Annotated in this window: 22 protein-coding genes; 10 read left to right on the forward strand and 12 right to left on the reverse strand. The window is 50.3% G+C overall.

All coding sequences use genetic code 11. From position 1 onward, the window contains the following. Positions 1-227 precede the first annotated feature (227 nt). Positions 228-1,622, reverse strand: a complete 1,395-nt coding sequence (locus BQ5591_RS13480; protein WP_071150724.1) for a DUF4933 domain-containing protein — start codon at positions 1,620-1,622, stop codon at positions 228-230. Positions 1,623-1,891: 269 nt separating this feature from the next. Between BQ5591_RS13480 and BQ5591_RS13485 the strand changes: the two genes are divergently transcribed. Continuing rightward, positions 1,892-3,277, forward strand: coding sequence for a sigma-54-dependent transcriptional regulator (locus tag BQ5591_RS13485; protein WP_071149746.1), 1,386 nt, complete (start codon positions 1,892-1,894; stop codon positions 3,275-3,277). 104 nt (positions 3,278-3,381) lie between these two features. Continuing rightward, positions 3,382-4,740, forward strand: coding sequence for a sensor histidine kinase (locus BQ5591_RS13490; protein WP_071149747.1), 1,359 nt, complete (start codon positions 3,382-3,384; stop codon positions 4,738-4,740). A 39-nt stretch (positions 4,741-4,779) separates the two neighbouring features. Here BQ5591_RS13490 and BQ5591_RS13495 read toward each other — a convergent pair whose 3' ends face one another. Together BQ5591_RS13495 and BQ5591_RS13500 are read right to left on the reverse strand one after the other, a co-directional pair. Then, on the reverse strand, positions 4,780-5,631 hold the full coding sequence (locus BQ5591_RS13495; RefSeq protein WP_071149748.1) for an aldo/keto reductase: 852 nt from the start codon (positions 5,629-5,631) through the stop codon (positions 4,780-4,782). Between the two features lie 9 nt (positions 5,632-5,640). Beyond that, positions 5,641-6,768, reverse strand: a complete 1,128-nt coding sequence (locus BQ5591_RS13500; RefSeq protein ID WP_071149749.1) for an aldo/keto reductase — start codon at positions 6,766-6,768, stop codon at positions 5,641-5,643. Between the two features lie 167 nt (positions 6,769-6,935). On the opposite strand from BQ5591_RS13500, the gene BQ5591_RS13505 reads away from it, so the two are divergent. Both BQ5591_RS13505 and BQ5591_RS13510 read left to right on the forward strand, forming a co-directional pair. Further along, positions 6,936-7,841, forward strand: coding sequence for a helix-turn-helix domain-containing protein (locus BQ5591_RS13505; RefSeq protein WP_071149750.1), 906 nt, complete (start codon positions 6,936-6,938; stop codon positions 7,839-7,841). A 4-nt stretch (positions 7,842-7,845) separates the two neighbouring features. Next, positions 7,846-9,015, forward strand: coding sequence for a serine hydrolase domain-containing protein (locus BQ5591_RS13510; RefSeq protein ID WP_071149751.1), 1,170 nt, complete (start codon positions 7,846-7,848; stop codon positions 9,013-9,015). On the opposite strand, the gene BQ5591_RS13515 is transcribed toward BQ5591_RS13510, so the two are convergent. From BQ5591_RS13515 to BQ5591_RS13540, 6 genes are all read right to left on the reverse strand, one after another. Beyond that, a complete protein-coding gene (locus tag BQ5591_RS13515) occupies positions 9,000-9,791 on the reverse strand; it encodes a UDP-2,3-diacylglucosamine diphosphatase (protein WP_071150725.1) in 792 nt (263 codons plus the stop codon). The two genes, BQ5591_RS13510 and BQ5591_RS13515, sit on opposite strands and share 16 nt — an antisense overlap. A gap of 93 nt (positions 9,792-9,884) precedes the next feature. After that, a complete protein-coding gene (locus tag BQ5591_RS13520) occupies positions 9,885-10,829 on the reverse strand; it encodes a retroviral-like aspartic protease family protein (RefSeq protein WP_071149752.1) in 945 nt (314 codons plus the stop codon). Position 10,830: 1 nt separating this feature from the next. Continuing rightward, entirely contained in the window at positions 10,831-11,559 is a 729-nt protein-coding gene (locus BQ5591_RS13525; protein WP_159434482.1) for a hypothetical protein, read from the reverse strand. Positions 11,560-11,609: 50 nt separating this feature from the next. Beyond that, on the reverse strand, positions 11,610-13,796 hold the full coding sequence (locus tag BQ5591_RS13530) for an outer membrane beta-barrel protein (protein ID WP_071150726.1): 2,187 nt from the start codon (positions 13,794-13,796) through the stop codon (positions 11,610-11,612). 314 nt (positions 13,797-14,110) lie between these two features. After that, on the reverse strand, positions 14,111-15,307 hold the full coding sequence (locus BQ5591_RS13535; protein ID WP_071149754.1) for an ATP-binding protein: 1,197 nt from the start codon (positions 15,305-15,307) through the stop codon (positions 14,111-14,113). A 118-nt stretch (positions 15,308-15,425) separates the two neighbouring features. Next, on the reverse strand, positions 15,426-16,088 hold the full coding sequence (locus tag BQ5591_RS13540) for a CatA-like O-acetyltransferase (RefSeq protein ID WP_071149755.1): 663 nt from the start codon (positions 16,086-16,088) through the stop codon (positions 15,426-15,428). A gap of 147 nt (positions 16,089-16,235) precedes the next feature. Between BQ5591_RS13540 and BQ5591_RS13545 the strand changes: the two genes are divergently transcribed. The 3 genes from BQ5591_RS13545 (at position 16,236) to BQ5591_RS13555 (ending at position 19,349) form a co-directional block, all read left to right on the forward strand. Further along, positions 16,236-17,837, forward strand: coding sequence for a sensor histidine kinase (locus BQ5591_RS13545; RefSeq protein ID WP_071149756.1), 1,602 nt, complete (start codon positions 16,236-16,238; stop codon positions 17,835-17,837). A gap of 165 nt (positions 17,838-18,002) precedes the next feature. After that, entirely contained in the window at positions 18,003-18,650 is a 648-nt protein-coding gene (locus tag BQ5591_RS13550; RefSeq protein ID WP_071150727.1) for a response regulator transcription factor, read from the forward strand. Between the two features lie 117 nt (positions 18,651-18,767). After that, positions 18,768-19,349, forward strand: coding sequence for an occludin (locus BQ5591_RS13555; RefSeq protein ID WP_071149757.1), 582 nt, complete (start codon positions 18,768-18,770; stop codon positions 19,347-19,349). A gap of 17 nt (positions 19,350-19,366) precedes the next feature. On the opposite strand, the gene BQ5591_RS13560 is transcribed toward BQ5591_RS13555, so the two are convergent. Continuing rightward, positions 19,367-19,918, reverse strand: coding sequence for a flavodoxin family protein (locus BQ5591_RS13560; RefSeq protein WP_022163414.1), 552 nt, complete (start codon positions 19,916-19,918; stop codon positions 19,367-19,369). A gap of 360 nt (positions 19,919-20,278) precedes the next feature. Between BQ5591_RS13560 and BQ5591_RS13565 the strand changes: the two genes are divergently transcribed. Beyond that, positions 20,279-21,061 (forward strand): hypothetical protein, encoded by a 783-nt coding sequence (locus tag BQ5591_RS13565; protein WP_071149758.1) that lies wholly within the window; start codon positions 20,279-20,281, stop codon positions 21,059-21,061. Here the strand turns inward: BQ5591_RS13565 and BQ5591_RS13570 are convergent. Beyond that, a complete protein-coding gene (locus BQ5591_RS13570; RefSeq protein ID WP_071149759.1) occupies positions 21,053-23,224 on the reverse strand; it encodes an HRDC domain-containing protein in 2,172 nt (723 codons plus the stop codon). The genes BQ5591_RS13565 and BQ5591_RS13570 overlap by 9 nt on opposite strands. A gap of 265 nt (positions 23,225-23,489) precedes the next feature. Here BQ5591_RS13570 and BQ5591_RS13575 point away from each other — a divergent pair, with 265 nt between their 5' ends. Then, on the forward strand, positions 23,490-24,641 hold the full coding sequence (locus BQ5591_RS13575; protein WP_071149760.1) for a carboxymuconolactone decarboxylase family protein: 1,152 nt from the start codon (positions 23,490-23,492) through the stop codon (positions 24,639-24,641). 32 nt (positions 24,642-24,673) lie between these two features. After that, positions 24,674-25,240, forward strand: a complete 567-nt coding sequence (locus BQ5591_RS13580) for a flavodoxin (protein ID WP_071149761.1) — start codon at positions 24,674-24,676, stop codon at positions 25,238-25,240. 228 nt (positions 25,241-25,468) lie between these two features. Here the strand turns inward: BQ5591_RS13580 and BQ5591_RS13585 are convergent, their stop codons facing one another. Continuing rightward, positions 25,469-26,356: a F0F1 ATP synthase subunit gamma gene (locus BQ5591_RS13585; protein ID WP_071149762.1), complete on the reverse strand. Its 888-nt coding sequence runs from the start codon at positions 26,354-26,356 to the stop codon at positions 25,469-25,471. Positions 26,357-26,380 lie beyond the last annotated feature (24 nt).

Here is a 26,380-nt window from a genome sequence, read left to right on the forward strand (position 1 = left end):
ATTTCTCTCGCACCTGTCTGTCAGCAGCCCTGCAAGGTTAGTGCATCGGCCGGTCTTTTCCGCAGGCGTTCCCCTCCTTCCCTACGGACTGAGGGTACAATCATCCGGGATGATTCCTACAATCAATACGGATGATTCCTACAATCAACGGGGATGATTCCATGCTCCGTCCGTATCCTGGTACCGGTAAGGAAGGGCATCGGACAGGCAAAGCCCATACGTTGGCGTCACTCCATCCGTACAATGACCAATTCATCTTCCTTTACCTGCTTCGACAGGGGCAGGTCGGGCAACATCTCCTTCAGCCGCTTTCCTTTGATGAGGATGGCGGCCCGGTCGCCTGCCGTCAGCGAAGGCAGTAGGGAGATGTCTTTCCCTTCTACGCGGAAAGGCAGGTTGGCGTATGTATAACGGCCTTCCTTGTCGGCCTGTCCGGGCAGGCTGAAGAAGTCGCCCGTACGCTTGTCATAGACCAAGGTGTAGAGCGTCACCTTCCCCTGGCTGCGGGCATTGGGCGAATCGTAACCGCACGACAGTTGTATCAGCAGGTGCCTGTTGGTATCGATCCAGCTGTTGACTATGTAATAGCCGTCGAGGCTGTTATTCAGGCTTTCTGTCACGTACTTGCCCGTGGGGCGCTTCAGCGTGCCGAAGTCCAGCCGCCAGACGGCCTTGAGCGTGGAGGCATCTGCCAGCTCGTAAACGGTGTCGTCGTAAGCCATGCGCAGACGGAGCTTCCCGTCATAATGATAGACGTCGGTGCCCTCACCGCTGCGATAGGTGGAGGTGGGCACGTAGTCCTCGGCATCGTTCACCGTAAAACGGCACAGCGTGTCGCCCTTCTGCCCGAAGGTACAGAATCGCGAGCTGAAAGGCTCGGTCATCAGCCAGCCGCCTTCCGTGACGGCAAAGGCGTTGCCCTGCGTCCTGACGATGGGCAGCTTGCTGGGCAGTTGGTCGGGTGTCCACGACTCGGCGGCTTCCATCAGCACGTCCCAGGGCAAAGTGGCGATGGCGTATTCGTAGCCGTGCTGTCCTTCCTGCGTCGGCTTGCCTGCATAAAGGCCGCGAAGCTGACGGACGGACGGGTCGTAGCCTACCTGGCGAAGGGTACGGTTCATGCGTATGCTATATCCGGTCTGACCGTTGCCCATATTCATCTCACCGATTTCCACATCATTCCTGAAGAGCACTTTGCGCAGCTTCATGTCTTTGTCCAGCAGGCAGATGCCTTCGTAGTCCGTCAGCAGCCAGCCGTCGTCCACGGGTCTCAACTCCGCACCGAGGCCGTGTCCCTCGTAACCGGTGGGATGGAAAGAAAGGGTGCCCAATGCGTTGGGCTCCAGTGGACGTACATTCTTCAGGGCAGCGGGTACGTTGAGCACCTTGGCACCCGCACGGATAACAGTCGGCTGATGCTTGATGCCTGCGGGTGGGCGATAGTCGGCGGCAAAAGTATCCAAAGTAGCAGCAGCCTGTTGGCGACGGGCGGCCTGTTCGGCAGCCTGCGCCTCCAGTTCGGCTGTCGCTTCCTCGCGGCTCATGCCCGGACGAGGTTGTCGGCACGAGGTTCCTATTGCCAGTAGAAACAATGTTAGTAAAAGTAAAGAGAGTCTGTTCATCACGATATACATTCGATTTACACAGAAAACAGGACAACATCTGTGCCAAACCATCAAGTTACTATCCATCAGAATATTATCATCAAAAAGGAAAATAAAAAACGTCCGAATCCGTACACCAATCGCACGCTACCGTACAGCGTTTATCGGAAAAGAATACGTATCTTTGTAGGCACCACAGATTACACGGATTGGCACAGATTATTTTTTCGTGATAATCATTAAATCTGTGTTCATCCGTGTAATCTTGTGATGAAAAACAAAGCCCCATGAAAAAAGGAAAAATACTCATCGTAGACGACAACGAAGACATCCTCTTCACCCTGAAAATGCTGCTGCGCCCGCTGGCCGAACAGGTAACTACCCTCGACGATCCGCGCGAGATGCTGCCCCTGCTGTCGCGCGTCAGGCACGACGTCATCCTGCTGGACATGAACTTCCGCCGCGACGCTGTCAGCGGACGCGAAGGCTTTGCCTGGCTGGAGGAGATATTGAAACTTGACCCGCAGGCAGTGGTCATCTTCATCACCGCCTACAGTGATACGGAGAAAGCTGTGCAGGCTATCAAGCAGGGAGCCACGGACTTCATCCCCAAGCCCTGGCAGAACGACAAACTGCTGGCTACCGTATCTGCTGCCCTGCAACTCAGCTTCAGCCGACACGAGGTAACAGTGCTGAAAGAACAAAAGAAGACCCTTGAACAACGTGCCGAAGCGCTGGCCACGCCTGCCGAACCGACACGCATCATCGGCGAATCGGCCGCCATGCAAGCCCTGCTACAGACCGTGCGCAAGTGCTCGGACACCGATGCCAATCTTCTGCTCTTGGGCGAAAACGGTACGGGCAAGGACCTGCTGGCCCGCTACATCTACGAGCAGTCGCCCCGCCGCAGTAAACCTTACGTAGCCATCGACTTAGGCAGCATCCCCGAACCGCTGTTCGAAAGTGAGCTGTTCGGTTACGAAAAGGGTGCCTTTACCGATGCCCGCCGCCCCAAGCCGGGACGCATGGAAGCAGCCACGGGCGGCACACTCTTCCTGAACGAGATAGGCAACCTCAGTCTGCCCATGCAGGCCAAACTGCTCTCCGTCATCGAGCAGCGGCGTGCCTCGCGCCTGGGTTCCACAACCACTTATCCTGTGGACGTGCGACTGATATGCGCCACCAACACCGACCTGTATGCCGCCATCGACCGACGCGAGTTCCGCCAGGACCTCCTCTATCGTATCAATACCATCGAACTGCGTCTGCCTCCCCTACGCGAACGGGGGGACGACCTCTTCCTGCTGGCCGACTTCTTCCTGCAGCGCTATGCTCGCAAGTATCACAAAGAGATAAAGGGCATCGGCCGTGAAGCACGCCGTCAGCTACAGCAATACCGCTGGCCAGGTAATGTGCGCGAACTGGAGCATGCCGTGGAGCGGGCAGTCATCCTCACCTCGGGACCGATACTTGCCGCCCGCGACTTCCACTTGCAAAGCCGCCTGATGCACGAACCGATAGACGAGAAGGAACGCTACAACCTGGAGCGCATCGAACGTGAAAGCATTGACGAAGTGCTCCGCCTGTGCAACGGCAACATTACCCTGGCCGCCGAGATGCTGGGCATCACGCGGACGTCGCTGTACCGGAGGATTGAGAAGTATAAATTGTAGTTGACAAGGAGACAAGGGAACAAGTTGACGAGTCTTTAGAAACCGCCTTGTAGTCTTGTTAACTTGTCAACTCGTCAACTTGTCAACTCCTAAAAAACAACAATATGAAAACCCACTGGACCCGTACCCCCTTGCTGCTTACCGCCGCCCTGCTGGCATCGTGCCTCCTTACAGCCTGGATGACAGTACACGGTTTCTATATCAACATGTGTCTGGCCGCCCTGCTGACACTGGGCATTGCCTGGGCTGTCTGCCAGTATATGAAGCGTACGTCACGCCTCATGGAGCAGTTCATTCAGTCGGTGCGCTACTCCGAATTTCCCGAAGCCTTCGGCAGCAACCAGGCAAGCGGTCATCGCGGCCTGCCACCCGAACTGCTGGACAGCATGCAGGAGGCACTGGAACACTATCGCACCAACCTGCAACGCAAGGAAGGGCGCCTGCTTTACTTTCAGGCACTGGCCAACCACATCGACACCGCCGTACTGGTCTATACGCCACAAGGCAACATCGAATGGAAGAACGAGGCCGCTACACGTCTGCTGACCACTACTGTAAACGAACTGCAAGCAGAAACCTGGATATTGAAAGCCCCCAAGACTGTAGATGATTTACGCCTTTTCCATCCCGATCTGCCCCGCCTGCTACGTGACTTGCGTCCCGGTTCACTGCACGTAATACAGGTTCACCAACAGGAAGAAGGAACACAACTGGCCTTGTCGGGCATGGAATTCATCCTACAAGGACGAAAGCTGGTCATTGCCAGCCTGAAGAATATCCATTCGGCACTGGACACCCAAGAGACATTGGCCTGGCAGAAACTGATACGGGTACTGACCCACGAAATCATGAACTCCGTCACCCCCATTGTCTCCCTGGCCGAATTGTTAGGCAAGCAAGTAGACGGGCTGAAAGGCAACCAACAAGACAAGGAAGACATGCGACAGATGCTTGCCACCATTGCCCGACGAGGGAATGCGTTGACCCGCTTCGTAGGCAGTTATCGGGAAGTATCACACCTGCCCTCGCCCCTGCTGCAACCTCTTGACGCTGCCACACTGTTGGAAGACGTCCTCCGATTCATGCAGACTGATAAGAACGATTTGCGTTTCACACCACCTCCTGCCCCACTCCGCCTACTGGCTGACAAAGGTCAAGTGGAGCAGGTGCTCATCAACCTGATTAAAAATGCCCGCGAGAACGATGCCAAATGTATCACCCTATCGGCAGGTGTCACCCCTACTGGCCGTATCTTTCTTCGCGTGACAGACGATGGTACAGGCATCGAACCCGAAGTGCAGGAACGTATCTTCGTCCCCTTCTTCACTACCAAGCCCGGAGGTTCGGGCATCGGCCTCACGCTTGCCCGGCAGATTATGCACCAACACAGTGGCAGCATCGACGTCCGTTCCTGTCCCGGTGAAGGGAGTATATTTACGCTGTTGTTTCCGTACAACTATTGATTATAATACAGACCATTTATAATAATTATACCAACATTTTCAACTTATAGGTTTGATATGATACAAACGTTCAACTTCTGCCGGAGCATGTAAATCAAGAATTGTAGGATGAGCAGTATCCATCGTAGCAATGGTCTCCATATCTTCCTGACTCAATACGAAATCATTGATGGCAAAATTCTCTTCCATGCGTTCTTTGTGAACCGACTTCGGAATAGCAACTGTCCCACGCTGCTGATGCCAGCGCAACACAACTTGTGCTGCCGATTTGCCATACTTGTGCCCAATAGCGGTTAAAAGAGGGGTTGTGAACAATCCGTTCATACCCTCAGCCAAAGGGCCCCATGCCTCCATCTGTACGCCAAGTGATTGCATAATTTTCATTGCTTCTATCTGTTGGGTATAAGGATGTACTTCAATCTGGTTAACGGCCGGAACAGTTTTTACATTCAAACATAAGTCTATTAAGCGATCCGGCTCGAAATTACAAACTCCAATAGCACGTACATGTCCTGACGCATAGAGTTCCTCCATGGCCCTCCATGCTCCATAATAATCATTAAAAGGCATATGAATCAGATAAAGATCAATATAGTCCATTCCTAAACGGATAAGCGAATCTTTAAAAGCTTGCATGGTTTGCTTGTATCCCATTTCTGATATCCATGCTTTGGTTGTAATGAATAAATTCTGCCGCGGAATACCACTTTTTTGAACAGCAGCACCAACAGCCCGTTCGTTCCCATACACAGATGCCGTATCAATAAGCCGGTAACCGACCTTAATGGCATCGGAAACAGCCTGTTCGCACATAAATGCATCTGACACCTGAAAAACTCCGAATCCCTGCATCGGCATCTGTACACCATTATTTAATGTTACATAATCCATTGCTTATTCTTATTTATCAATTTGACTTTCAGTAAACGGATCGGCACGATGCCCCATCAGATCAATTTGGGCATATTCTTTATCGAATTCCTCCATTTCCCAAGCCGACAGACGAATGATTCCTGCACCAAGGAAGTCATCCAAGTGACCGGGATGGGTAGTTCCCGGTATCGGAACAATCCATGGCTTACGCGAAAGTATCCAAACAAGTGCGAACTGAGCAGGTGTCAATCCTTTACGTTGCGCCCATTTACGGACAAGTGCCACAAGTGGCATATTATGTTTCAAAGCCTCGGGAGTAAATCGTGGCAAATTCCACCGCCGATCTCCCTGTTTGAAACGGCTGTTTTCATCAATCATACCAGTAAGAAATGCACGTCCTAACGGACAATAGGAAACAAAACCGATGCCAAGCTCTTCGAGTGTAGGAAATATTTTTGTTTCAGGTTCGCGCCACCAAATGGCATATTCACTTTGCACAACCGAAACAGGACATATTGCATGAGCACGTCGAATAGAAAAAGCACTCGCTTCGGACATTCCCCAATGCAACACTTTTCCTTCCTGTATCAAATCTTTTACTACACCTGCAACTTCTTCCATCGGCACATTCGGATCGACACGATGTTGGTACAACAAGTCAACATGATCCGTACGCAAACGTTTTAACGATCCCTCCACTGCACGGCGGATATGATCGGGATGACTATTAAGTGCAGTCGGTTGCCTTTCTTCAACACCGAATCCGAACTTTGTGGCGATCTTAACCTCCTTCCGAAACGGAGCCAGTGCTTCACCAACCCACTCCTCACTAGTATAAGGCCCATACACTTCTGCCGTATCGAAAAAAGTTACTCCTTTATCATATGCCCGACGTATCAAGGCAATCATGTCACGCTTGTCAAACTTTCCACCATAATAACCTACCATCGGCAAACAACCAAGCCCGATAGCAGAAACATCCAAACCTTTCAGCTTTCTATGCTCCATGCTACTGTCCGACTGATAACTACCATTTGAATATCCGCTTACCGACTTCGATGGAAATTGTGCAAATACGTTAGACAGTCCCATCCATTCTCCTGCTGCCAACAGAGTCGATATGGATGTCATTTTCAAAAAATCTCTTCTTTTCATAATTGTATATCATTATTTTAATGCAAAATTAGAAAGCACTCACAAGACAAAAGTGACAATAAGTGGGATGTTTGTATCCATTTCACTGATATAAACCCGTTTTTTACTTCTCTCTCTAACAAGAAAGACGTATCTTTGTGATTGAACATCAAATTAGTATAAACTTCATGAGTAAGATACTGAAAGTAAAAAACGTAAGTGATTACAGCCGCTATGTCGGAGCTACAGACTTTCATCCATGTGTCAACGTTATAGACTTTGCAGAAGTTTCGCCTGTACGCCATTGCCTGAATAACTATGGAGTTTATGGAATATTTTTGCACGACGAATCAGAAATAGACTTAGCATACGGACGTGGGAAATACGATTACCATAAAGGGACACTCATTTGTGTAGCTCCCGGCCAGATAGGTGGCAAAGAAGATAACGGTGAAGAAGTCAATCTGACAGGATGGGCCTTGCTATTTCACCCAGACCTGCTACACGGAACGCATTTGGAAAAGAAAATCAAGGAATATTCGTTTTTCGACTATCGCGTCAACGAAGCCTTGCACATGACAGACGAAGAACACGATTTATTCATCACACTAATGCAACAGACCCATAAGGAAATCGAGCGCAAGCATGATGCCGTCCAAGATGCAATCATTGTCGGATACATTGAACTGATATTGAATTTTTGCCAACGGTTCTATAACCGACAATTTATGACACGGAAACTGGAAAATTCGGATATACTCATCAAGTTCGAGAATCTGTTGCGGAATTATTTCGATGAGAACTTACAATTATCGTTCGGACTGCCCACAGTTCAGTATTTTGCAGACAAACTTTGCATGTCGTCCAACTATTTTGGCGATCTCATAAAAAAGACAACTGGAGATACGGCAAGCAATCATATCCGTCAGTATATTATTCAAGAAGCGAAAAATCTGCTTGCTAGTGGAACAGGAGTTACCCAAGTAGCATACAGTTTAGGATTTGAATATTCCCAGCATCTGAGTCGGATGTTCAAAAAACAAACAGGAATGACGCCATCGGAATATTGCCTGAGTATCCAGAACAAAAAGTAAACCTATGAAAACAAAAAAGAAAACCACCCTCCGCGTGCTCATCGCTTTGGTAGCAGTGCTCGCCATCGTCTATGCCTCTCTACCCTACTATGCCCGTCAGGCACTCATCCATTGGATGCCCGTCATCGATGATCTGGAAACCTTCCACCGCCATACGGTACACCACAATCCCAATGACGTATGGCACTGGCCCCTCTCTTCCGACTATAACCGCTACCGGCTGACGGAGAATGATGCGCACTATCTGGACAGTCTGCATACCGTATCCTTCCTCGTCATCCATCACGACAGCATCGTCTTTGAAAGCTATCGCGACGGTTGGAACGACACGCTGACTTCGAACATCTATTCTGCCACGAAAACCATCGTAGGACTGCTGACCGGTATTGCCCTCGACGAAGGAAAGATACACAATCTGGATGATCCCGTGTCGCGCTACATTCCTGCCTATACGAAAGGAATGCAGGCCGACGTCACTCTGCGTCACCTGCTTACCATGAGCGGCGGCATGGCGTGGGACGAAGCCTATGCTTCGCTTTTCTCCGTCACCACACACGGCTACTACGGCAACGACTTGTACGACTTGGTAACCGGCCTGGAAGTGATTGATAAACCCGGTGTGCAATACTCCTACCGTAGCGGGGAGACACAGCTGTTGGCCTTCGTTATCGAAGCCGCCACTGGGCAGACATTGAGTGACTATGCAGAAGAAAAACTTTGGAAGCCCATGCAAGCCGAACGGGATGCCTACTGGCTGCTGGACAAGAAAGACGGTGACGAGAAAGCCTTCTGCTGCTTCCACACCACGGCACGCGATGTAGCCCGCTTTGCCCGCCTGTTACTGCATCATGGTAACTGGCAAGGCCGCCAATTGGTATCGGAAGCCTACATGAACGAACTGATGCGCCCTGCCTCGTACTTGAAAGACCAATGGGGTAAAGATACGCTCAGCTATTATGGCTTCCAGACGTGGATCATGGATTATCACGGCATGCGTTGCCCCTACCTGCGCGGCATGTTGGGACAGTACATCATCGCCATCCCCGAGATGGATGCCATCGTCGTACGTCTGGGACGCAAACGTTGTGATGTATACGACCGAGAGATTACTACCGACATCACACGGTATATGGACATCGCAATGAAGATACTGAAAAATCAGGAGGCAATCTGACGAACCGGATTCCCGGTTTGCTCCATCTGCAACTCTCCATAACGGATGACCGTCCAGTTGCCGTCTTCGTCTTCAGCCAAGGCAGACATAGTCTCTACCCAGTCGCCCGAGTTGAGGTAATGGATGTCATCGTACCACGTATCGGCCGGATGATGAATGTGTCCGCATATTACTCCGTCGCACTTGCGGGCACGGGCAAATTTCACCAACTCCTGTTCGAAGTCGGAAATGTAGGAAACAGCAGTCTTTACCTTCTGCTTGATGGCTTGTGAGAGCGAATAATAAGGCTGACCGTGACGCGTACGATAGTTGTTGTAGATTTTATTCAGCCACAGCAGGAAGGTATAGCCCAAGTCACCCAACTGTGCCAGCCACTTCATGTTTGTAGTAACGGTATCGAAGATGTCGCCATGCGTCACGTAGTAACGCTTGCCGTGACTTTCGTGAATGAAGTCCTTTACAATGCGGATGTTGTAGAAAGTAAAGGGCACCAGACTGTCCAGAAAGTCATCGTGGTTGCCCCGCACATAGATAACCTCCGTTCCCTGTTTCTCCATCATCTTCATGATAACTTTGAAGAACTCCGTATGGCGTGCCTGCCACTTGCGGGTGCCCCCCTTGCGTAAAGCCCATCCGTCGATAATGTCTCCATCCAATATCAGACGGCGGCAGTTCACCGATTTCAGAAAGTTAGTCACTTCGGTTGTCTTGGAATGTGATGTCCCCAGATGAATGTCGGACAACACAATGGTAGAATAAAATGTACGTAGACGCATCATTGTTCAGCTTGTTGTTTTTCTTGATACAAAGATGAACACAAGATGTGTCAGGGGTATGTACAAAGCGTTACAATGATATGAACTTCCTGTTCAACGAACCAGAAAGTCATAGAAAGGAGTATAGAGCCGGTCGTTCACCTCCAGATAGAGATAATTGTTCTTGAAGTCATAGAGTTGGTTGAAGCGTTGCAGGAAATTGTTGCCCAACACCCCGTCCATCGCGTCACTGGCCTGCACCCCTGCCGTCACTGTAGAAAAGGCACCGGGTATGCGAGGCAAAGTCAGTGCATCTCCCAGTGTTACCGAATCGAAGTACACATTCTGAAGTTCACCGCCGTCCTTCACCGTACCGGCTATGCGCGAGATGGCAAATGGTTTCTGTGTGCCCAGCAGACCGTTGCGACGGACGAAAGGTGTATTGAGATCGAACACACGGTCGGAACCGGTATCCACCTCTACCGACACCAGATAATCCACTCCGCCGACACGCACGCCGACCGGAACGACCGGCACTCCCAGACAATAGTCCATCTTCAGCCTGACATCCTTGTCCGATGCCGCTTTCTGCCCGTCACCCAATTCATACAGGAAGATGGATTTCCGCCTATAATCGATACGGACATCAAAATTTCTAAGATATGAAAGCCCCAGCACACCGTCCCAGGCATCGGGCGGATAAGGAATAGCTATCAGTTTCAAGCCGGAAATGGCCCGGCTACCCATCCTCACCACCTGAGAGGACTCTGTGGAAGGAATGGTTTCCACCGAATTGGCGCCACTGTTCTCCACACTTCCCGTAAAGGTGGCAAGCCCTTCGGTGCGCAGCGAATTGGAATTGAGCACCACATCCGTCGCCCCCGTATCCAGCAGAAAGCGCAGGGGACGGTCATCCTGCCCGTTGATATAGACTGTCACATACAAACGGTTGTCGGTACCCAATTCGAAAGGTATCGTATCAAGTGGCACGACTTCTGCCCGAAGAGACAGGCTCAGCAGACAGATGAAACATATACTTAGCCAAACAATCTTTTTCATATTATTCCTTCATTCGAAATTCTTCCATGAGTACAATCTTCTCTCTTGCATCTTCTCCCCATTCTCTCCACACCTCATAAAACAGGCGGTAGCGGGTGGGAAGATTGGGGAAGAGTTCGGGATACAGACGGGCTGTGAAACGATGTTCGGTTCCGGGCTTGACAATGATGCCGATATCTTCGGCATAAGTGTTGATGGGCAAGTAGCACCAGTGGCCGGGAGACTTTTCGTAGGCCAGGGAGTAGTGCTTGCTGCATAAGATGTCCGTATCGCTTTCGTTGCTGAATACACAAGAAAGAGTCTGTGTGGACAAGGGCCGGACTTCCGCTTCGATCCATAGATGCAAGCCGTACAGATGGTTCACGCCTTCTTCCTTGCAGACATCGTTCCCGTCGTAACCATGAAAACGGATAAGAGGATGGTCGGCCACTTCTTTTCTGAAACGTTCCTGCCATTCCGGTGTGTTGGCTATCAGATAGACGTTCTCATACTCTCCCATACCGTAGCCGATGATATTACAACGAAGCAACGTATCTTTCAAGGAGTGTATCTTGGAAGATAAGGCTGTATGAAGCGCAGCCCCGTTCTTTCTGACAAACGCTGTATCGGCAGTCGGGCGGACAATACTGTCGATAATGTCTGTCTTATTCGTCTGTTTTTTTTCATAACCGGTACAAGAAATTCCCAAGAAAGTAACAAACAATAGACTTAGCAATAAACTCGATTTCATATCCAATGTTTTACTTTCCGGCAAAGATAGTATTTATTTTCTACAACTCATTACTTGAACCGCGACGTATCCACCGCCTCGCGCTTCTTCTCCTTGTAGCCACCGAATTTCCAGGCAAAGGATAGGCCCACGCTGCGAAAGCTGGAGTACTCGTTTGTCACCCACTGATGGGCATAACGTATCTGCGGGCAGGGCATAGAGGTTTGCAGAATGTCGCGACACCAAGCGGTGAGCACGGCATTACCGCCGAGGAAGGTATAGCGCAGCGTGGCCGAAAGGTCGCCACACGTGGGAATGTCGTAGATGCCCTGTATGGCACGCCCCTGCAGACGTCCGTCGATGGTCAGGCGGATGTCGGGCTTGCGACTCAGGGTGAAGGTGTTGTTCAGCACGGCGATGCCTAACAGGCGATGTCGGTCGAAGGGCAGGTCGTAGAAGTCGCTGTCTTTCTGGCGCATCCAAAGGCCCATAAGGGTGAGGCGCGAGTTGAGCCACTGTCCGGCTTTGAAGGGTATGGAGGCTTGCAGGCCCGCTTGTTGTTCAAAGTCGAAGTTCAAGTACTTGTATAGTTCCAGCAGTTCGTCGGGCGACTGGTAGAGCGTCTGCACGGCACGGTCCTTAGTGTGGTTGAACCAGGCACGGAAGACGTACTTCGACTTCAGGATATAAGTCAGCGAAGTGGAATAGTCGATGGCGGGCTTCAGTAACGGGTTACCGTGTATCTCGCTGTAGCCACCACCCAAGTACGAGATGACGTCCTGCACCGCCCAATAGCCGGGATAGCTCTTGTCACTGCTGAAGTTGAGCTGGAGGATGTGCCCGTCGGCAGGCAGGTAGGTCAGATTGAGGACGGGATAGACGTCCCACTCGTCCCATACGGGTGTCTTGTAGCGCTCCACGGCCAGTGAGAAATCGGTCATCAGTTTCTGTCCGAAGGATTTGCTGAAACCAGCATACAGATTGAGCGTCTGCTCACGTCGGCGTGACTTGACGTCCTTCAGTTGACGAGGGGACGAGTGGACAAGTTGACAAGGGGACAAGCTCCTTGTGGCCTGAAACCTCGTCAACTTGTCAACTGAAATCAACTCCTCATACGTCTGGTATGAATGGTCCACGCTCGTGGTGTAGACTGCACCGTAGTTCAGCCCCCAGCCGTTCTTCAGCTGATGTTCCTGCGCAAGGAAGAACTTCCAGGCATTGATGCGCTGTCCGTCTTCGGTATAGAAGTCGAGGGCATCATCACCCATACGGCTGTGCAGCAGCTGATTGCCCGGAGCGTTGTACCATGTGAACTCCACGCCTGCCTTCAGTCCGATGGGTGTCTGATAGTCCAGACGGCCGTTGTGCAACCACGAGGTCTGTTCGCTCAGGCTTTCGGCCGTCTGTGTGCCCGTAGAGTTCTGTCGGGTGTGACTCGTCGCATAGGCACCGTTGTAGACAAAGCTCAGCGAATGGTTTTCGGCCAGCGTGTAGTCCGTACCCAAGCGGAAACTGTGGGTATGGCTGCGGGCACGCATCTCCTCGTAGTTGTCGATGAGATGCGTTGAACCGTCAGCCTGCTGCCAGTGGCGGGCTTTCTTGTCGGTGGTGTTAAAGCTTTCGCCGTGGGTGTGAGAGTAAAGAAAGTCGGCCGAGAACCGATGCCCGTTGTATAACAAGGAAGCACGTTCCTCGAACGAGGCTTCATGCTCCTGATTGTATTTTCCATAAACTTCGCCCTGCATCACGCCCGGGTCGCCGATGCGGTGGCGCAGGCGGACGTTGATCATCGCTCCGCGTACCTGATAGCGGGCAGGCGCGTTGTACATCACTTCGACGCGTTCGATGCGGTCGGCAGGCAACGATTTCAGCAAGGCGTACAGCTGCGCACCGCTCATGTTGGTCACCTTGCCATCCAGCACGATGGTGACCGCCTGCATGCCCAACGTCAGTGCTCCGTCCTGCTCCATCACGCCGGGCAGTTCTTTCAAGGCTTCGTATACGTTATCCACCGGGCGGTCTTTGATCATCCGCGGCAGGTCGTACTCCAGCTTACCGGCCGAAGCCTTCACGACGGGACGTTCGCCGGTCACCATCACCTCGGGCAAATGCCGGTAAAGACTGTCCATGCGGGCATCGCCCGTCAGAATGCTGTCGGCCGACAGCGTACGCGTGTTTTCTTTTTCCAGATTCTCCTGGGCGGAGAGCGGCAAAGCCAGCAGCAGGCAGGCCGCCGATGCCAATAGTTTTTGTCTCATCATTCTTTTCTTCATTTTTGTACAGCATGATAGATCACTCCGAAGTCCGGCCGCCAGTGTCGCAGACAAGGAGCGGTGTATGCCTGCACCCAGCCTTTCTTCCTCATGACCTTAGGATACAATCATCCGGGATGATTCCCCCAATCAACCGGGATGATTCTTGCCATCAACGGGGATGATTGTATCCTTCTGCCGTTCTTTTCGGTGGCACAAAGATAGACAGAGACAAATAAAGCCCGCGTTATCGCAGGCTTATGAAGTCTTATCAAGTGTTATCGGATATAGAAAAAGACGATAAAGTCCTCTCGAACCGGTTACGTCCAGTGAATTAGTTCTTCCAAATCACTTTTCAGAAAATCCTCCAATGATACACCGGATGTTCCCACTACAAAGGAACGCTTCGGATGGAAAGCCTTTACAAACTTGGGAAGTCCACTGTTCATTCCTCTGCGGCCGCTTTTTACTTCAATGGCAATGCATTCTCCTCCGTTCACGATAACAAAATCCACTTCATCGGTTCCTTCACGCCAATAATACAACTGATATTCCAATTCCTCGGCCATACTCAGCAGATAAGCCCCGACCGCACTTTCCACCCATCGGCCCCAAACCCTCGGGTCAATTCGATCCTTTTCAAAAGTTCGTCCCTTATAAGCTGTCATCAACGCATTATTGTACACCTGATATTTGGGAATCGAGTTATATTTACGGGCATCATCCTTGGCATACTTCTGCAAAGCGGCCAGTAAAGAGCATTGATTCAAGATTTCCAAATACCCGGCCAATGTCGTCACATTACCGGCATCCTGCAACTGTCCGATCAGTTTGGTCAACGACAGAACCTCTGCAGAATATCCACATCCCAATTCAAAAAGCCGCTTCATCAATGCAGGTTTATAGATATTGGAAGTCATGATGACATCCTTCTCGATAGCGGGAGCCACAAGCGAATCCTTCACATATTTCTTCCAGCGCCGCTCGTCTTTTATCAAATGGGCCGGACCAGGATAGCCTCCAAAGTAAATATACTCATCCAATGTAAAACCGAATGCTTCCTGCATTTCCAAATAATTCCAATGCCCTAACCTTATCAATTCGTATCTCCCCGCCAAGGATTCCGTAAGGCCTTTCTTCAACAACAGACGCGAACTGCCCAGAAGCACCACCTTCAAATTCAACCCCATCCGGGTATCCTCATCCCATTCTCTTTTAACGGCATCACTCCAGTTGTCAATCTTCTGAATTTCGTCGATAACCAACAGAAATTCTTTTTTCTTGCGAAGCTGCATGGTTGTACGGGCAGACTCCCACACCCGTCTTATCCAATCCGTATCTTTGGAATCTACCCCATCAGCCACTTCCATCATATAGGCCAACTCTATCTGTCTGAGTACCTGACTGACCAATGTTGACTTTCCGACTTGTCTCGGTCCGGCAATTACCTGTATGAATTTGCGAGGCTCTTCAATACGTTCCTTCAGCGTATTATATTGTTTCCTAAGATATTCCATTATATAAAAACTTTAAAACCTACCACTGAAATGTTCAAAAGTAATCTTGAAAATGTTCAATTCTCATTCCAAAAATACGCAAATACGGTAATTCGTCCAAACTTTCGGGAACAAAAAATCACACGTCCTCCGCAATCTCCTTCAGATACTGCTCTATCTTCTGAAAGAACAGCGAAAGGTGAGAGCCATCGACAAAAGCATGGTTCACATAAATGGACAACGGCATCACCAACCGGCCTTCGCGGATGACGGCCTTGCCGGCAGTCATCAAAGGGTAGTTGCAGGCATTGCCCGCTTCGGCCAGCGTATAAGTAACGGATGTGAAATACATGCCGGGCACGGCACTCAGATGCACCACATCGTAGTCGCCTTGGGCCATCAGCGTCTTCTCGGCACCATAAGGATCGCCGTCGGGCGGGATATTGGTAATCAGTTGATGGGCTTCAGCGTAAAAGTCGGCAAAACTTTCGTGATAAGGTATGCGCAGGGTGAAGAACGTACGGCCGGGCACAGCAATCGGTGTAATGATGTCCACCCGATCGTGAAAGACAACCTGATTCTGCTTGTCGATGCGGTAACGCAACTCGTCCACTTCGTTGGCAGCACGTACCACGGCATACAAGTAATAGAGAAAGAACGACTGCCCCCGGCGTTTGGCTGCCGCACGGGCTTCGGTACAGTCGATTTCGGTAGCCACAGCATACCACGAACTGACAAAGGTCTCAAAGAAACGATAGTTGTCACGACGGACCCAGGTATCTACATCAATAATATGTTTCATATATTCAGCAATTTTAATTCGGGCAACAAAATTAATACATACAACCGAATATAAGAAGAAATCCAGCCACCGGAGTACCGAAAAAGAAGTGTTATTTAGTCTTACCAGACATCGGGAGATAAAAAGGAAGTGCGTATCTTTATCCCCATGAAACTGCCCTCGAAATACATCGCCCTGCTCGTCATCCTCTCGCTGACGGGCATCTTTGCCTATCAGGCCTACTGGCTGACGGGCCTCTACCGCACCATGCGCACCGACCTGGAGCGCAACATCACGGAAGCCATGCGCATCAGCGACTACAACGAGATGCTGGTGCGTATCGAACACCTACAGGAAAGGAACAGAGAGCATGGCGAAGTCTCCATCTCCACTGGTTTTGACGACGAGGGCAAGCAGTTTGTGCGGAGCAGCACCGTGCTGCATCAGGTATCTGACACTGTGATAGAGGGCTTCACCGCCCGTAACGATACGCTACAGCGGATAGAGACAGATACCGTGCGCCCCGACGCCATGCTTCATGCCAAGGAAGGGCTCGACATGCTGCTGCGCAACCAACGCACCATGACCGGCATGGCCATTTACCTGCAACGCGGACTGCACTCGGGGCTCGACATATTGAGAAGTCCCGATTTCAGTGTATACGACAGCCTGCTCAACACCCGCCTCAGGGAAATGAACATCCCCATACGCTACCGCCTGCAATACCTGTACTCTGGCTACGACGCCCAAGACCGCTGGCTCTATACCGACACCCTGGCCACAGGCGGCACACCCGGCTATGTGCCCGGTCCCGATGCCGTCAGCTACCAATACGCCTTTTCCTCGTCGGAACACGACGTCTATCGTCTTACCACCGAACCGTTGGGCGGCCTCGTGCTGCGGCAGATGGCAGGCATACTGATAACTTCGTCGGTCATCCTCCTCATCCTCGGCTTCTCGTTCTGGTACCTCATCCGTACCATCCTGCGACAGAAGACGCTGGAGGAAATGAAAAGCGACTTCACCAACAACATCACCCACGAGCTGAAGACACCCATTGCCGTGGCCTATGCCGCCACCGATGCCTTGCTCAACTTCCACCAAGCCGATGATCCCAACAAGCGCGAACGCTACCTGCGCATCTGCCAGGAGCAGTTGCAACGCCTCGGCGGGCTGGTAGAGCAGATACTTTCCATGTCGATGGAGCGACGCAAGACCTTCCGCCTCCATTGGGAAGAAGTACACTTAGCTACCCTCCTGCCCTCCCTCGTCGAACTGCATAAGCTGAAAGCCGACAAGCCTGTCCACATCACGCTCGACATCGTCCCCGAAGACCTGACCGTCCCTGCCGACCGCCCCCATCTGTCCAACATCGTAAGCAATCTGCTGGACAATGCCGTGAAGTATTCGCGCAACCAGGCCGACATCACCGTCCGTTGCTACCATTACACGGACACAGACGGACAAGTCTATACAGAAATCAGTGTCAGCGACCACGGCATCGGCATCGCCCGCGACCGCCTGCCCCACGTATTCGACAAGTTCTACCGAGTACCCACCGGCAACCTGCACGAGGTGAAAGGCTACGGCCTCGGCCTGTTCTATGTGAAGACAATGGTAGAGAAGCATGGCGGTACGGTGGAAGTGAAAAGCGAACCGGGGAAAGGAAGTGAGTTTAAAGTGAGATTGAGGGCAGACAAGGCCTCACCTCCGACCTCTCTCCCAGGGAGAGGGGAGGAAATGGATGTATCTGATAATAAATATATATAATGAATATTATCCAACTTTTGATTAATACAAAAAACAGAAACAGCAAAAATGATAACCAAAGATAGTAAACACACCCCCTCCCCCCTCTCCTTGGGAGAGGGGCCGGGGGTGAGGCTCGACAGTTCTATATCCGTCCTCCTCGTCGAAGACGAACAGACCCTTGCCATGATCATCAAGGACACCCTCGAAGGTCAGGGGTTCCTTATCCATACCGCTGCAGATGGGGAAGAAGGCCTGCGCCTCTTTTTCGAGATTCACCCCGACGTAGTGGTAGCCGACATCATGATGCCCCGCATGGACGGCTTCGAAATGGTACGCCGTATCCGGCAAAGCGACCGCCGTACGCCTGTCATTTTCCTCACTGCCCGCTCGGCCGTAAACGATGTTGTCGAAGGCTTCGAACTGGGTGCCAACGACTACTTGAAGAAACCATTCGGCATGCAGGAACTTATCATACGCATCAAGGCACTGGTAGGCCGTGCCTGCACCTACACAACAGCCGAAGTGGAAGCCCCCTCCCTCTACCCGATTGGCAATTACCAGCTCGACATCCGACGTCAACTCCTCCTTCACGAAGGCGGCCAACAGGAACTGTCGCACCGTGAGACCGAAATACTGCGCCGCCTCTGCCAGAACCGCAACTGTGTGGTGAACATGCGCGACATCCTCCTCGACCTCTGGGGTGATGACTCCTTCTTCAACCAACGAAGCCTGCACGTCTTCATCACCAAACTGCGCCACAAACTGGCCAAGGACGAAAATATACGTATCATCAATGTACGCGGCATCGGATATAAACTGATTACCCAATAGAAATGTCGCTAAGTCATCTTTCACGCAATATTGAAAAAACAGATAAATAGTCTTAAGACACGCGAAAGGGTCGGCAGAAAAGCATTATCTTTGAAGCAGACAAAATGTGTAGATAAAATGAAACGTTTTTTATTTCTATTCACGATCATTGCCTTGTACAGCAGCATGGCCTTTGCCCAAAACGAAGTGGCAACCGATACGTTGCGCCAGGAGACAGGCAACATTCCCCCTGCTGAAGAGCAACTTCTACCCGACGGAACCCGAAACTACGGAGGCTTCCTGATAGATATGAACAGCCTGATCAAAATGCCGACTCCCGACCTGAGCAAGTCTTTCAAGATTGTCATTCCCAATGCAAGCAAAGACTACAGCCAGCTATTCCGGCTCAATCCGGACGTCACCTACTCGTCGGGGCTTAGCAACATGTTCAGCAGCGGTTCGTCTTTCTATCTCAATCCTTTTGGTCTGAACTCTGTAGGCAGCCTGATGGACAACCTGCAAATGGGCAGCTTTAAACTGAAGAACGGCATGCGTATCAACACCTACGGCGAATACAACAAGGAAGGACGAAAGGTATTCAATCCTTCTGCCCTTCCCTGGGAAAAAAATAATTTTAAAGGTGCTTTCGAACTGAAATCGCAGGACGGTTCGTTCGGCTTCCGTATAGAAGTGCAGCAAGGACGAAACTCTCCTTACTGACCCTCTGCCGACACTGCTCAATCAAGCGATACCCGAAGTCCCATCTCGTAAGCATTGCGCATGGCTTCGGGTTTTGTTTTTATCTCGCCCGGATGCCATACCCCGCCACAGAACACGGTACCTTTCAGCATCGGATTTTCCAGACAATCGAGGAATCCGCTGAAACTGTCAACGATGCGTTCCATAATCGAAGGGTAGTCTTCGGCCGCGGTAGCGATAAAGTAGAATTCTTTGTTCTTCATTTCGGTATACGGACCGCAACAACGGTCTATCAGCGTCTTCATCTGCGCACTCATCGCATAAAAATAGACAGGAGTGCCCATTACAATCACGTCGGCTTCCAGCATTTTCTGAATCACTTCAGCCGCATCGTCTTTCTGCGGGCAGGGTTTCTTTTCGTAACTGCACACGCTGCATCCCAGACAAGGATGAATATTCTTGTCGCGCAAGAACACCTTTTCAACCTCGTTACCGCCTTCGATGGCTCCACGCATAAACTCATCACAAAGCGTATCCGAATTTCCTCTCCGACGAGGACTGGATGATAAAATCAACACTTTTTTTGCCATTGCTTCTATATTTTAATGATTATGATACATTCGTTTTTCCATCCGACCAGCATCAGACAGATCTGTTATCTCCTCCCTCCAATGCACAAACAACCGGAAAAACACCTTGCAAAATAAGGAAGAAAAATCTGTCAGCGCAACAAACTATTTACTGATTTCAGTACCAAAATTACAGAAGCGGGGTTATCAAAAATTAGCGGGACAGACTTTCCGTTATACTCAGGCATGGATTGCTCGCATTTACGGACCCAATCAGCTCCTCTGCAACCGTAACAAAGATAACAGAATCCGTAATAATGTTTATCCGGATACAGCCATAAGTCACTATTTTTGCCGGCAGATATGACAACAGAATGACACATGCTGAAGCTAAAAAACATATATGAGTGTAACCTATGCCTGGGAAGCCGGACCTTGCATCCCGAAATAAGCATTATCAATCTGTCGGACTCCTGCATGCAGCAAACAAGCATAAAGTTTGGAGTATATGCCATCATTCTGGCTGAGAAATGCGAAAAGAACCATTGCTGTTGCGGAAAAGGAAGCTGCGACTACTCGTATGCCACTATGATATTTTTGCCTCCCGAACAGACCTTCCGCATGGACAAGGAACACTCGCTTCCCTCGAAAGGTTATCTGCTCGTTTTTCAGCCCGACCAGTTCGACACATCACTGAGCAAACGAATCAAAAAATACTCGTTCTTCGACTACGCCAAGAGCGAGGCCCTGCACTTGTCCCAACGCGAAACCGAACAAATCGTATGCTGCCTCAGAAACCTCGAAAACGAGCTGCGCTATCCGGCCGACGTTCATAGCAGTGTCATCCTATCGTACCACATCGAGTTGATGCTCGAATATTGCACACGCTATTACGAACGTCAGTTCATCACCCGCGACAACCAGAACAAAGCCATCGTCTGCAAAACCGAAAGATGGATTGACCGCTACACCGAAGGCTGTCATCCGGATAAGATACAGGTCCCTCCTCCGACCACCTGCGCCGCCACCCTGAAACTGTCAGCAGCCTATTTCAATGACTTGCTGAAGTTCGAAACCGGAAAAAACTGGAATGAATATTTCCAACTATATCTGCACGAAAAAGAGCAGACAAACGCCATCCATCACGCTGTAGGCTTAATCTAACGAAAGCGCATCATCGGGCATTCCCTGTTCTCTCCGATAAGCCTTCACCATCTCCAGAATAGCATCTCCGTGCTTTTCAACCCCTTTCTTGCCCATGTACGGAATGCACAGCAACGAGGCTTCATCAGTAGGCAGCAGGTTGCTGATTCCCAATATTGCTTTCTGCTGCAGCACCGTATATACCGGCATCCCCTGCTTGCCCGCTTCGGCATTGCGCCATGCCACCAGGCGGTTGTACAGCTCCGGATGAAGAATATCGGCAGGCACATCGGCTTTTCCGCCTCCGGCAGCTGCCTTCTGTCTGCCTTTAGCCGCCTGCTTGCCGGCTGCCTGTTGAAGGTCTGTGATGGACAACAGTGCTTTCTGCTTCAGATACGGTGCTGTATGAAAACCCTCCTGAACGACAAACTTCAGCAATCCTGTTTTTTGCAATATACCCTCCACCAGTTCATCTGCTGCATCGCGCAGTTTTTTCTTCAGTTCTTTGTTGTCCGATTGCAGTATCAGGTTCTTCCGAAGTTCCTCCAGCGGCTGAAGCTGCTCACCAAAGTACAAGGCAGCCTGATGAATGCGTTCCTGCAGATGCTGGTCCGTCATATAATCGACGGAGGCACCTACCAGACGCGTGTACTGCTGCTTAAACTTCTGCCCCACCATCACCACTTTTTCATGTACCTGCTCCACCACCTCTTTATAGGAAGCAAGCTGTTTGGGATAAAGTTTATACAAGTGCTCGTCTATCAGACGCACATACTTGCGCAAGCTTTGCTCCAGCGGGAAGAAGTCGAACAACCCCGTCAGCAGTTCCAGAAAATAAGCCTGTTGCAGCGTATGTACCCGCATCGCATCCGGACGACTGTCACGGGCTTTCAATGTAAAGGCTTCTACCGCCTCGTCATTGATAATGGCCCGTTCCGACAACGGAGCACTCAACACCACGCCTTCCAGCGTGCGGCAACGACTCAAAGCCACATAAGCCTGTCCGTGGGCAAACGATGCACTGGCATCAATCACCGCTCGGTCGAAAGTCAATCCCTGACTCTTATGAATCGTGATGGCCCATGCCAGCTTTACAGGATATTGCTTGAATGTTCCTTCAATGTCCTCGGTGATCTCTTTTGTCTCTTCGTCGAGCACATATTTCGCATTGGCCCATTCTTCTTCCTGCAATACAAAAGGTTGCGGATTCTCCAGCGTACGCACAACAATGCCCTGCTGCGAAATATCCGTCACTTCGCCGATCATACCGTTGTAATAACGGTGTTCGCCCGACGTATCGTTCTTCACAAACATGATCTGGGCATTCTTTTTCAGCTCCAGCAGTTCGTCGGTAGGATAAGAATATTCGGGAAACTTGCCATCGATGGTAGCACGATAAGTATATACCCTCCCGGGCAGTTGTTCCAGCTCGTGCTCGTTGATGCGCTGTGCCTGATAGTTATGGGTCACCAGCCGGATGTATCCGTCCTCTTTCTGCGGATGAAAATCAGGAATATACCGACGGTTCAACACATCGAGCACATCCTTGTCGCAACGGTTCTCGCGAATGCGGTTCAGCAGTTCCAGAAAATCTCCGTCGCTCTGACGGTATACTTTCTGCAACTCGATGGTGCAATATTCGGTCTGTTTCAGCGCATGGCTCGAAAAGAAGTAAGGCGTGTCGTAGAACCTGCCCAGCAGTTGCCATTCGTCCTCTTTCACCACCGGCGACAACTGTTGCAAGTCGCCTATCATCAGCAGCTGTACGCCACCAAACGGTTTTGTCCGGTCGCGAAAACGGCGCAGCACATTGTCAATGGCATCCAGCAAGTCGGCACGTACCATACTGATTTCATCGATCACCAGCAAGTCGATGCTGCGCATGATGTTCAGCTTTTCTTTCCCGAAGCGGAAACGGTACGAAGCCTTTCCGTCGGCATTGAAAGAAGTTTCGGGCACGTAAGGCGCAAACGGAAGCTGGAAAAAGGAATGGATGGTCACCCCTCCGGCATTGATGGCGGCTATCCCCGTAGGAGCCAGCACGATCATCCGCTTCGGGCTGTCTTCCTTCAGTTTCCTTAAAAACGTCGTCTTCCCCGTACCCGCCTTTCCTGTAAGAAAAAGATGAGTACCGGTATTTTCAATAAACTCCCATGCCAATGCCAATTCCTGATTCTGCTCCATGACCGTATGCGTATTTTCAATTGGGGGTAAAGATAAATAAAAAAGCCTATATTCCTACACCGAAAGAGGCACTTTACGATCGTAAAGAGGGAGTTTAGGGAGGGAAAGAGGGACTTTAGGGAGACCTTTCTGCCACATACTGACAGGACGAGGTTCTAAGCACCCGCCAAATTCCGTAAAAAAGGTATCTTTCCCCCACTTATGATTACAAAATCTACGCTTCACCTGACGTACTTTTGTATCAGATAGAAAACGAGAGAAAGCGATGAAAAAGATAATGAGAATGATTGCCTTTGCATTGGCGGGCAGTTTGCCTGCGATGGCACAAACAACGGAGAGCCATATGGACAGAATTGAAGTTTGCAAACAGAATTATCACACACTGTTCGGCGGTGAAGCACTGACCGGACAGGGAACGGACCCGGAAATGATGGACATCCTGCAAAAGTTTATCTTTGGAGAAGTATTCCAGACAGGCAACCTGACATTGAAACAGCGGGAGATGATCACCTGCATCACCCTTGCCACTATGCAAACCCTTCCTCAGCTAAAAGCACATGCCGAAGCGGCTCTCAATGTTGGTGTCACTCCCGAAGAGCTTCGCGAAGTAATGTATCTCACAGCTCCCTTTATCGGCTTCCCGAAGATGCTGAATGCAGTGGGTACTGTGAACGAAGTATTCAAGGAACGCGAAATTTCCTTACCGATAGAGAAACAGGGAACCGTAACGGAGAACAACCGACACGAAAGAGGCAAAACGATTCAGAACAGACTTTATCCCGGCGGCATTGCCTCGGTGATGGAAGGATTGCCCGCAGATATGGGCAAGCACGTGGAGCGGTTTCTGACAGACTATTTCTTTGGCGAAATATACAGCCGTGGCGCACTCGACTTGCAGACACGCGAACTATTAGGTTATTGCGTTCTGACCACACTCGAAGCTGAAAGTCAGTTACATTCGCATTATCACGGCAATATCAATGTGGGCAACACACCCGAAACGTTGACTGCCGCAGTCATTCAGTGTCTGCCATACATCGGTTTTCCTGCCGCTATCAAAGCTTTGCGCATCATTAAACAGGAATATGGCCAACCTGTCTCTACCGGAAACAAGTTGGTGCGCCTTTCAAAAATAACCGTTGACCCGGCACAGATTGATGCTTATAACGCTTTTCTGAAAGAAGAGATAGAAGCCTCGATGCGTCTGGAACCAGGCGTACTGACGCTCTACGCCACAGCCGAGAAAGAAGCCCCACACCAAGTGACCATTTTGGAAATCTATGCCGACCAGACTGCATACGAAAGTCATCTGAAAACGCCCCATTTCCAGAAATACAAGCAAGGAACACTGTCGATGGTGAAAGAACTGGAACTGATAGACGTGGAACCGCTGATACCTGATTTAAAAATCAAGTGATACTACAATATTATTTCAAAAACAATCAAGTTATGAGGAAAATTATCTTAGCATTGGCGGCGATCATGACTCTGAGCCTTGTCGCTTGCGCCCAAAACAAAGGAGGAAAACGTATGCAAACTGAAAGAAAAACATTGGTGGTGTATTTCTCTGCTACCGGCACCACTGCCAACGCTGCCCGCACAATTGCGGATGTCACCGGCGGCACACTGCATGAAATTGTTCCCCAACAATCCTACACCTCCGACGACCTTGACTGGAACAACAAGCAGTCGCGCAGCTCTGTAGAGATGAACAATCCGAAAGCCCGCCCGGCGTTGAAAGAAACGCAGACAGATGTCAGCAAGTATGATGTCGTCTTCATCGGCTATCCCATTTGGTGGAATCAAGCGCCGCGAATCATCAATACCTTTATCGAAAGCCACTCATTGAAAGGCAAAACGCTGATACCCTTTGCCACATCCGGAGGAAGCGGAATAAACAACAGCGTAAAGGAGCTGAGGAAGGCCTATCCTGATTTGCTTTGGCAAAATGGCAAACTGCTGAACAGTACCAGCCGTAATGCCATTCAGAGTTGGGTCGAGAATGTAATGAAGTGACCGAAGAGGGTTTAAGGTATCAGAAAAGAACTCTTTACTGCGTCTTTAAGAGTACAGGAATTGTCAATATACGAAGCTGATGCCATCTCCCCAATGACACGGTTTTCAATGAACTTCGCACCTACAGACACAACATAGCAACCTGTAGAAAAAAATCGGGTGGAGACGTCTCATTCGGAACATCCCCACCCGATTTATTTTTCTGTTTCCTTCAACCTTCGGCCTTTTTTACTTCAAGCTACCGCCAATGATGTCCAGCAACTCGTTCGTAATGGCCTGTTGACGGCTCTTGTTGTACTGCTTCGTCAGGTCTTGTATCAACTCGTTGGCATTGTCTGTTGCGGCCTGCATGGCCAACATACGTGCCGCGTGTTCGGAAGCATTGGAGTCGAGCAGAACGGTGTAAATCTTCTGACTTAAAACCTTAGGCAAGAGGTTGGTTACCAGCTCGGCAACCGAAGGCTCTACGATATAGTCGTTGTTGAACCGGTTCTCCTTCACCTTGTCGCCCCCCGCTTCCTGTCGGATTTTCTCCAGATCAATGGGCAGATAGTTCTCGTACATCAAGACCTGAGATCCGGTCGACTTGAAGTGATGGTACACCAGTTCTACCTGATCGATCTCCTTCTGGATGAACTGCTCCATCAGCGTTGCGGCCAGTTGCGAAGCATCGGCATACGAAGGACGGTCGCACATGGGCTGATACGTGCCTTGTGGTACATATCCCAACTTCTTTACGGCTTCTTCCACCTTCTTCCCTACTGGGTAAATCAGGATATTCTCCTTGCCCAATGCCTGATATTCCTCCAACCGGTGTTCCAACATCTTAACGACGTTGGAGTTGAAAGCACCACACAGCGAAGTATTGGACGAAAATACCACAATGGCAACCCGAGCTACAGGGCGCACTTCTGTATAGAGCGATTCGAACGAGACATCTGTACTTAAAAAATTAGTCAGAATCTCATTCAGTTTCCGCTGATAAGGCAGCATATTCTCTATCCGTCCCTGCGCTTTATGAAGTTTGGCCGAAGCCACCATCTTCATAGCCGAAGTAATCTGGCGGGTACTTTTGACCGAACTTATTCTATTTTTTACCTCTTTCAGTGAAGCCATTTCTTGATGTTTTGAATGTTGAAC

The organism is Bacteroides ndongoniae (genome assembly GCF_900108345.1).
Lineage (GTDB): Bacteria > Bacteroidota > Bacteroidia > Bacteroidales > Bacteroidaceae > Bacteroides > Bacteroides ndongoniae.

Coding starts and splice junctions, on each gene's coding strand:
- BQ5591_RS13575 (WP_071149760.1), top strand. CDS start 23,490: ATGAAAAAGATAATGAGAATGATTGCCTTTGCATTGGCGGGCAGTTTG.
- BQ5591_RS13500 (WP_071149749.1), bottom strand. CDS start 6,768: ATGAAAAGAAGAGATTTTTTGAAAATGACATCCATATCGACTCTGTTG.
- BQ5591_RS13550 (WP_071150727.1), top strand. CDS start 18,003: ATGATCATCAAGGACACCCTCGAAGGTCAGGGGTTCCTTATCCATACC.
- BQ5591_RS13510 (WP_071149751.1), top strand. CDS start 7,846: ATGAAAACAAAAAAGAAAACCACCCTCCGCGTGCTCATCGCTTTGGTA.
- BQ5591_RS13480 (WP_071150724.1), bottom strand. CDS start 1,622: ATGAACAGACTCTCTTTACTTTTACTAACATTGTTTCTACTGGCAATA.
- BQ5591_RS13485 (WP_071149746.1), top strand. CDS start 1,892: ATGAAAAAAGGAAAAATACTCATCGTAGACGACAACGAAGACATCCTC.
- BQ5591_RS13560 (WP_022163414.1), bottom strand. CDS start 19,918: ATGGCAAAAAAAGTGTTGATTTTATCATCCAGTCCTCGTCGGAGAGGA.
- BQ5591_RS13565 (WP_071149758.1), top strand. CDS start 20,279: ATGCTGAAGCTAAAAAACATATATGAGTGTAACCTATGCCTGGGAAGC.
- BQ5591_RS13570 (WP_071149759.1), bottom strand. CDS start 23,224: ATGGAGCAGAATCAGGAATTGGCATTGGCATGGGAGTTTATTGAAAAT.
- BQ5591_RS13515 (WP_071150725.1), bottom strand. CDS start 9,791: ATGCGTCTACGTACATTTTATTCTACCATTGTGTTGTCCGACATTCAT.
- BQ5591_RS13535 (WP_071149754.1), bottom strand. CDS start 15,307: ATGGAATATCTTAGGAAACAATATAATACGCTGAAGGAACGTATTGAA.
- BQ5591_RS13525 (WP_159434482.1), bottom strand. CDS start 11,559: ATGAAATCGAGTTTATTGCTAAGTCTATTGTTTGTTACTTTCTTGGGA.
- BQ5591_RS13495 (WP_071149748.1), bottom strand. CDS start 5,631: ATGGATTATGTAACATTAAATAATGGTGTACAGATGCCGATGCAGGGA.
- BQ5591_RS13585 (WP_071149762.1), bottom strand. CDS start 26,356: ATGGCTTCACTGAAAGAGGTAAAAAATAGAATAAGTTCGGTCAAAAGT.
- BQ5591_RS13545 (WP_071149756.1), top strand. CDS start 16,236: ATGAAACTGCCCTCGAAATACATCGCCCTGCTCGTCATCCTCTCGCTG.
- BQ5591_RS13490 (WP_071149747.1), top strand. CDS start 3,382: ATGAAAACCCACTGGACCCGTACCCCCTTGCTGCTTACCGCCGCCCTG.
- BQ5591_RS13520 (WP_071149752.1), bottom strand. CDS start 10,829: ATGAAAAAGATTGTTTGGCTAAGTATATGTTTCATCTGTCTGCTGAGC.
- BQ5591_RS13580 (WP_071149761.1), top strand. CDS start 24,674: ATGAGGAAAATTATCTTAGCATTGGCGGCGATCATGACTCTGAGCCTT.
- BQ5591_RS13540 (WP_071149755.1), bottom strand. CDS start 16,088: ATGAAACATATTATTGATGTAGATACCTGGGTCCGTCGTGACAACTAT.
- BQ5591_RS13505 (WP_071149750.1), top strand. CDS start 6,936: ATGAGTAAGATACTGAAAGTAAAAAACGTAAGTGATTACAGCCGCTAT.
- BQ5591_RS13530 (WP_071150726.1), bottom strand. CDS start 13,796: ATGAGACAAAAACTATTGGCATCGGCGGCCTGCCTGCTGCTGGCTTTG.
- BQ5591_RS13555 (WP_071149757.1), top strand. CDS start 18,768: ATGAAACGTTTTTTATTTCTATTCACGATCATTGCCTTGTACAGCAGC.